At 64.6% G+C, this 7,283-nt stretch carries 5 protein-coding genes and 1 pseudogene; 1 reads left to right on the top strand and 5 read right to left on the bottom strand.

The features are described 5' to 3' along the window. Window positions 1-264: pseudogene (locus ACFMBG_RS21770) on the top strand (ABC transporter permease); the annotation flags it as partial. A gap of 63 nt (window positions 265-327) precedes the next feature. Here the strand turns inward: ACFMBG_RS21770 and ACFMBG_RS21765 are convergent. From ACFMBG_RS21765 to ACFMBG_RS21745, 5 genes are all read right to left on the bottom strand, one after another. Continuing rightward, window positions 328-1,332, bottom strand: a complete 1,005-nt coding sequence (locus tag ACFMBG_RS21765) for a helix-turn-helix domain-containing protein (RefSeq protein ID WP_421056770.1) — start codon at window positions 1,330-1,332, stop codon at window positions 328-330. Between the two features lie 97 nt (window positions 1,333-1,429). After that, on the bottom strand, window positions 1,430-4,288 hold the full coding sequence (gene gcvP / locus ACFMBG_RS21760) for an aminomethyl-transferring glycine dehydrogenase (RefSeq protein ID WP_421056769.1): 2,859 nt from the start codon (window positions 4,286-4,288) through the stop codon (window positions 1,430-1,432). 61 nt (window positions 4,289-4,349) lie between these two features. Beyond that, a complete protein-coding gene (gcvH, locus tag ACFMBG_RS21755) occupies window positions 4,350-4,715 on the bottom strand; it encodes a glycine cleavage system protein GcvH (RefSeq protein WP_421056768.1) in 366 nt (121 codons plus the stop codon). A gap of 21 nt (window positions 4,716-4,736) precedes the next feature. Beyond that, window positions 4,737-5,834, bottom strand: a complete 1,098-nt coding sequence (gene gcvT / locus ACFMBG_RS21750) for a glycine cleavage system aminomethyltransferase GcvT (RefSeq protein WP_421056767.1) — start codon at window positions 5,832-5,834, stop codon at window positions 4,737-4,739. A 69-nt stretch (window positions 5,835-5,903) separates the two neighbouring features. After that, window positions 5,904-7,274, bottom strand: coding sequence for an alanine/glycine:cation symporter family protein (locus tag ACFMBG_RS21745; RefSeq protein WP_421056766.1), 1,371 nt, complete (start codon window positions 7,272-7,274; stop codon window positions 5,904-5,906). Between the last annotated feature and the right edge of the window lie 9 nt (window positions 7,275-7,283).

Genomic DNA, 7,283 nt, shown 5'->3' with positions numbered 1-7,283 from the left:
ATCCAGGAGCTGCGCCGCCAGCGCGAGCTGCGCCGCCAGCAGCAGCTGGAGCAGCAGGGCGAAGCGCCTGCGCCAAGCGCCCCCTCCAGCGGCGGCGGCAGCTCCGGCTTCGGCGGCGTCTTCGACCCCGGCAACCTCTCGGGCGGCAGCGAAGATGGTGCTGAGGCGGAGCAGGACCCGCAGGGCAATTCCTCCGGCTTCGGCAACGTCTTCGACCCAAACGCCCTGACCGGCGGCAGCGAAGACAGCAGCTCAGGCAACTGACACCAAAGCCAAAACGCGAAAAGGCGGCCAAACAGCCGCCTTTTTTGCCGGAATTGCCTGATGTCAGGCGACAGAGCCGGCCGGGTGACGGTCTGCATAATATTGTTTGCGGAATGCCTGCGGGCTGGTCTTGTACTCGCGCTTGAACCATTCGGTCAGGCTGCTGCGGGAGCCAAAACCGGTTGCGGCGACGATCTCCGCCAGCGGCAGGGTGGTGTGCAGCAGCAACTGGCGCGCCTTCTCGATGCGCAGCTTGCGGTAGGCGGCCAGCGGGCTGGTGCGGGCCTTCTGCTGAAACCGGCGCTCCAGCTTGCGCGGTGAAACACCGGCCTGCTGGGCAATGTCGCGGATCAGCAGCGGCTCTTCCAGGTTCTGCTGCATCAGGTCGAGGATCTTGACGATCAGCGCGTCGCCCCCAGCGGTCTGACGCAGCTGCAGCGAGACCTTGGACTGCTCCGACACAGGGCCAAAGGCGAGGCCCAGGTAGTCGCAGACCGCATCGGCAATAAACGGGCCGCGGTCGGCGCGCAAGAAGCCTGCAAGCACGCGCAGGGCAGCAAAGCTGCTGACGGCGGTGCTGATCCGGCCCGACGTTGTGGTCAGGGTGCCCGCCGGGGCGCAGGTGAGCTGCTCTTCCTCTGCGGCGGCGGCAAAGTTGGAATGCACGGCACTTTCAACCGGCGCATTGATCCCGGTCTCGGGCAGCAGGAAAATGGCGCTGCCGGCAAACAGGCAGCGCTGCGCCTGGCGGCAGATCCGCTGCAGGCTGGCCTTTTCTCCGGAATTCAATGGCCAGCGGCTGGCAATGCCGCCGAGGAATATGACCGTCTGCGGCTTCCAGCCGGCGGGCACCGCACGCATCTGCGAGCTGAGGTTGCGCACGGCGGTGCGGTAGCCGCTGTCGGGAAACAGATCGTTGGCGGCGCGGAAGACTTCGCAAATCATCTGGGCCGCGGCAGGAGGCTCCGACTGCGGCAGAATGATCTCGACGTCGTGGAGGCGGGCCTGTGCCGCGCTGTCAGCGGATCGCCGGGACGCTGGCACGGTCAGCGGTTCGAGACGGGACATCATTCTCTCCTCCGAGCGGGTCATGCGGGGATGCAGCGCCAGGGGGGCTGCGGGGGTGCCCCGCCGGGCAGGCCGGCGGGGCGGGATGCCTGACGGGTCAGGCTTCGCTTTCTTCGTAGTCCGACATCGGCGGGCAGGTGCAGACCAGGTGACGGTCGCCATAGGCGTTGTCGACCCGGTTCACCACCGGCCAGTACTTGTCGACACCGAGGTTGCCCGGCGGGAAGCAGGCCTGCTCGCGGCTGTAGGGACGGTCCCATTCGCCCACCAGGTCGCGCACCGTGTGCGGCGCGTGCTTGAGCGGGTTGTTTTCGGGATCGATCTTGCCGTCGATGATGTCCTGCGCCTCCGAACGGATCGACAGCATGGCATCGCAGAAGCGGTCCAGCTCGTCCTTGGGTTCGGATTCGGTCGGCTCCACCATCAGCGTGCCCGCCACCGGCCAGGACATGGTCGGGGCGTGGAAGCCCGAGTCGACCAGGCGCTTGGCGATGTCGTCCACGGTGACGTTGCCTTCCTCCGCCAGCGGACGGGTGTCGAGGATGCACTCATGCGCAACCCGGCCCGTTTCCGAGGTGTAGAGGATCTTGTAGGCCTCTTTCAGGCGCGCCGCGATGTAGTTGGCGTTCAGGATCGCCACGCGGGTCGCCTGGGTCAGGCCCTCGCCGCCCATCAGCAGGCAGTAGGCCCAGCTGACCGGCAGGATCGAGGGCGAGCCGAACGGCGCAGCCGAGACCGGACCCACGGCGGTGCCGTATTCCGGGTGGCCCGGCAGGTGCTCTGCCAGATGCGCCTTGACGCCGATCGGGCCCATGCCGGGGCCGCCGCCGCCGTGCGGAATGCAGAAGGTCTTGTGCAAGTTCAGGTGGCTGACGTCGCCGCCGATGTCACCTGGACGCGACAGGCCCACCATGGCGTTCATGTTGGCGCCGTCGATGTACACCTGGCCGCCGTGCTCATGAGTGATGCCGCAAACCTCCTGGACAGTGGTTTCGAACACGCCGTGGGTGGACGGGTAGGTGATCATGCAGCCTGCGAGGTTGTCAGAGTGTTTCTCTGCCTTCTCGCGGAAGTCCGCCAGGTCGATGTTGCCCTTGTCGTCCGCCTTGATCGGAACAACTTTCCAGCCCACCATCTGCGCCGACGCCGGGTTGGTGCCATGTGCCGAGGTCGGGATCAGGCAGACGTTGCGGTGACCTTCGCCGCGCGACGTGTGGTAGTTGCGGATGGTCAGCAGGCCTGCGTATTCGCCCTGCGCGCCGGAGTTCGGCTGCTGGGAGATCGCGTCGTAGCCGGTGATCTTGCACAGCTTGTCGTTCAGATCGGCGATCATCTGGTGGTAGCCCTGCGCCTGGTCTTCCGGGCAGAAGGGGTGCAGGTTGCCGAATTCCGGCCAAGTGACCGGGATCATCTCAATGGTCGCGTTCAGCTTCATGGTGCAGGAGCCCAGCGGGATCATCGCACGGTCCAGCGCGAGGTCGCGGTCGGCCAGGCGGCGCATGTAGCGGGTGATCTCTGCCTCGGCCCGGTTCTTGTGGAAGATCGGGTGGGTCAGATACTCGCTTTCACGCAGCGCGTAGTCGGGCAGGCGGTAGGCACGGTTCTTGACGCTATCGTCCTTCTTCTCGATGCCGAAGGCACCCCAGACGGCCTCGATGGTCTCGGCGCGGGTCTGTTCGTCGAGCGAAACGCCGATGCGGTCATCCCCCACCTTGCGCAGGTTGACGCCGCGGGCAACGGCCGCTTCCATGACGGTTTTCTGCAGCGGGCCGACTTCGACGGTGATGGTGTCGAAGAACACTTCCGGCTCCACCTTGAACCCGTGCTCTTCCAGGCCAGCGGCCAGGCGCGAGGTCTTGCGGTGCACCGACTGGGCGATGGCCTTGATGCCGTCGGGGCCGTGGTAGACCGCGTACATCGACGCGATGACGGCCAGCAGCGCCTGTGCGGTACAGACGTTGGAGTTGGCTTTCTCGCGGCGGATGTGCTGTTCGCGGGTCTGCAGCGCCAAGCGGTAGGCCTTGTTGCCGCGCGCATCGACGGAGACGCCGATGATACGGCCGGGCATGGCGCGCTTCAGCTTGTCGGTGGTCGCCATATAGGCCGCGTGCGGGCCGCCATAGCCCATCGGAACGCCAAAGCGCTGGGTGGAACCGATGGCAATGTCCGCGCCCATTTCGCCGGGCGACTTCAGCAGCGCCAGGGCCAGGATGTCGGCGGCGACAACGGCAATGCCATTGTGCTCATGGATAGCTTCGATTTCCTTGGTGAAATCGCGCACATGGCCGTAGGTGCCGGGGTACTGGAAGATCGCGCCAAAGACTGCGCCCGGGTCCAGCTCGTCCGGATCTGCAACCACCACGTCGATGCCCAGAGGCTCGGCGCGGGTCTGGATCACGGCAACGGTCTGCGGGTGGCAGTTCTTGTCGACGAAGAAGGCTGCATTGTTCGCCTTGGAGCGCGAACCGCGGTGCGCCATCGCCATGGCTTCGGCAGCAGCGGTGGCTTCGTCCAAGAGCGATGCGTTGGCAATGTCCAGGCCGGTCAGGTCGCTGACCATGGTCTGGAAGTTCAGAAGCGCCTCAAGACGGCCCTGGGAGATTTCCGGCTGATAGGGAGTATAGGCAGTGTACCAGGCCGGGTTTTCCAGGATGTTGCGCAGGATCGGCGCCGGGGTGGTGGTGCCATAGTAGCCCTGGCCGATCAGCGAGGTCAGCACCTTGTTCCTGGAGGCCACCTGCTTCATGTGGAAGAGGGCGTCGCGCTCGGTCATCGCCGGGCCCCAGTCCAGCGCCTCTTTCTGGCGGATGGCGGGCGGCACGGTGGCGTCGATCAGCTCGTCCAGGGTCTTGAAGCCGATCACCTGCAGCATGTCGGCCATCTCGCGCGGCGAGGGGCCGATGTGGCGCCGGTTGGCGAAGTCATAGGCTTCGTAATCGGTAAGTTTGAAGGCCATTACATAGGTCCTTGTCTGGGGCAATGGGCCCCGCCGGGCAATTCCGGCGGGGAGGGGATGCTTAGCCGATCAGGGCTTTGTAGCCGTCCAGATCCATCAGATCTTCCAGCTGGGACGCGTCGGAGATCTTGATCTTGTAGATCCAGGCGTCGCCTTCCGGGCTTTCGTTCAGGGCGCCGGGGTTGTCGGCCAGGGCTTCGTTCACCTCGACCACTTCGCCGTCCAGCGGCGCGTAGATTTCGGAGGCTGCCTTCACCGACTCGATGACGCCGATTTCGCCGCCTTTTTCGAACTCTTCGTCGGCTTCGCGCTGCTCAACGAAGACAACTTCGCCCAGCTGGTCGGCGGCGTGCTGGGTGATGCCCAGGGTTGCCACGTCGCCTTCGACGGTGATCCATTCATGCTCTTCAGAGTAATAGGTGGCCATTTTGACTCTCCTGATGATGTCTTAGCGTTTGTAGTTCTGAGTGACGAAGGGCAGGGCCACGATTTCAGCCGGCTGCGCCTTGCCGCGGATGATGAGGTTCACCTTGGTGCCCGGCGCGGCATGGTCTGCCGCAACATAGCCCATGGCGACCGGGCCGCCGACGGTGGGGCCGAAGCTGCCCGAGGTGATGGTGCCGAGAGTTTCGCCGCCTTCGCTTTGAATTTCCACGCCCTGGCGGGCGGGGGCACGGCCTTCGGGTTTGATGCCGACCAGTTTCTTCGACGGCCCTTCCGCCAGTTCCTTCTGGATGCGGGCGGCACCAGGGAAACCGCCTTCTTCCTTGCGGCGCTTCTGGATCGCCCAGGAGAGCGACGCCTCGATCGGCGAGGTCGTCTGGTCGATGTCGTTGCCATAGAGGCAGAGGCCGGCTTCGAGGCGCAGCGAGTCGCGGGCGCCGAGGCCTGCGGGCTCGCAGTCTTCATGCGCAAGGAACAGTTTGGAAATGCGGATGGCATCGGCTTCCGGGATCGAAATCTCGTAGCCGTCCTCGCCAGTGTAGCCCAGACGCGAGATGCGGCATTCGACGCCGTCAATTTCCGCCACGGTGGTTTCCATGAACTTCAGCTCACGGGCGGCGGGGCAGAGTGCGCCCACCACGTCCTCGGCCTTGGGGCCTTGCACGGCAACCAGCGCGCGGTCGAAGATCTCGGTCACTTCGACGCCGTCCAGGTTTGCCTGCATATGCGGGATGTCCTGGTGGCGCAGCGCCGCGTTCACCACGACAAAGTAATGGTCGCCGGCGTTGGAGACGATCAGGTCATCCATGATGCCGCCGTCTTCGTTGGTGAAGAAGCCGTAGCGCGCCTTGCCTTCCTTCAGACCGGCATAGGCCTGCGGGCAGAGCGTTTCCAGCTTCCCGCCCACGTTTTCACCGCGCAGGATCACCTGGCCCATGTGGGAGACGTCAAACAGCGCGGCCTTTTCGCGGCACTGCTTGTGCTCGCCCATGATGCCCATGGGATACTGGACCGGCATCTCCCAGCCGGCGAAGTCGACCATCTTGCCGCCAAGCTCGACGTGCAGGTCATAAAGCGGGGTGCGTTTGGGTGCGTCGGTCATCCTGTGCAGCCTTTGAGTTTGTATGGTTTCGGGGTGGGGGAGGGCGCAGGTCGCGCCCTCCCGGAGGGATTATTCGGCAGCGTGGCCAACTTCTTCCGATTTTCCGCCGGTGGCAAAGAACTCTTTCGTCAGTTTGAAGACGATCGGGCTCAGCAGCGCCAGGGCGATCAGGTTCGGAATGGCCATCATCGCGTTCAGCGTATCGGCCAGCAGCCAAATGAAGCCCAGGTCGGCGGTGGCGCCAAAGTAGATCGCGACGATCCACAGGATGCGGTAGGGCAGCATGACCTTCACGCCAAACAGGAACTCCATGCACTTCTCGCCATAATAGGACCAGCCGAGGATGGTGGTGAAGGCAAAGATCGACAGAGCGATGGCGATCAGGTAGCCGCCAAAGCCGGGCAGCGAGGATTCAAACGCCAGCGAGGTCAGCGCGGCACCGGATTCGCCTGAGGTCCAGGCGCCGGAGGCGATGATCGCCAGGCCGGTGATCGAGCAGACGATGATGGTGTCGATGAAGGTGCCCAGCATCGCGATCAGGCCCTGGTTGACCGGACCTTTGGTCTCAGCCGCGGCGTGTGCGATCGGGGCGGAGCCGAGGCCCGCTTCGTTGGAGAACACGCCGCGTGCAACGCCAAAGCGGATCGCTGCCCAGACCGCCGCACCAGCAAAGCCGCCTTCGGCTGCCGACGGGGTGAAGGCATGAGTGAAGACCAGGCCGAAGGCAGTGCCGATGGCGTCTGCGTTGACCATCAACACGATCAGGCCGGCGGCGATGTAGCTGACCGCCATGAACGGAACCAGCTTGCCCGCCACCGCGCCGATGCGGGTGATGCCGCCCAGGATCACGGCGCCGGTCAGCACCATCAGCACGATGCCGGTGATGGAGGTGTTGAAGCCGAAGTTGGTTTCCAGCACCTGCGCCACACCGTTGGCCTGCACGCCGTTGCCGATGCCGAAAGCTGCGATGGAGCCGAACACGGCAAAGGCGACGCCAAGCCAGGCCCATTTCGCGCCCAGGCCGTTCTTGATGTAATACATCGGGCCGCCGACATAGTTGCCTTCTTCGTCCTGCTCGCGGAATTTCACGGCGCAGACGGCTTCGGAGTATTTGGTGGCCATGCCGACCAGCGCGGTCATCCACATCCAGAACAGCGCGCCGGGGCCGCCAAGGAAGACGGCGGTGGCAACGCCGGCGATGTTGCCGGTGCCGATGGTGGCCGACAGGGCGGTCATCAGCGCGTTGAACGGGGTGATCTGGCCCTCGCCAGAGCCTTCACGGCCCTTGAACAGCAGGCCAAAGCCGACGCCCAGTTTCAGGATCGGCATGAATTTCAGGCCAACCTGAAGGAAGAAGCCGACGCCGAGAATGAGGACCAGCATCATCGGCCCCCAAACCACGCCGTTTACGGCTCCTACGATTGAATTTAACGCTTCCATGGGTCTCCT

Source organism: Leisingera coralii, from assembly GCF_049056525.1.
Taxonomy (GTDB): Bacteria; Pseudomonadota; Alphaproteobacteria; order Rhodobacterales; family Rhodobacteraceae; genus Leisingera; species Leisingera coralii.
Note: the sequence above shows the minus strand (reverse complement) of the source record. Positions and strands in the feature narration are given on the sequence as shown.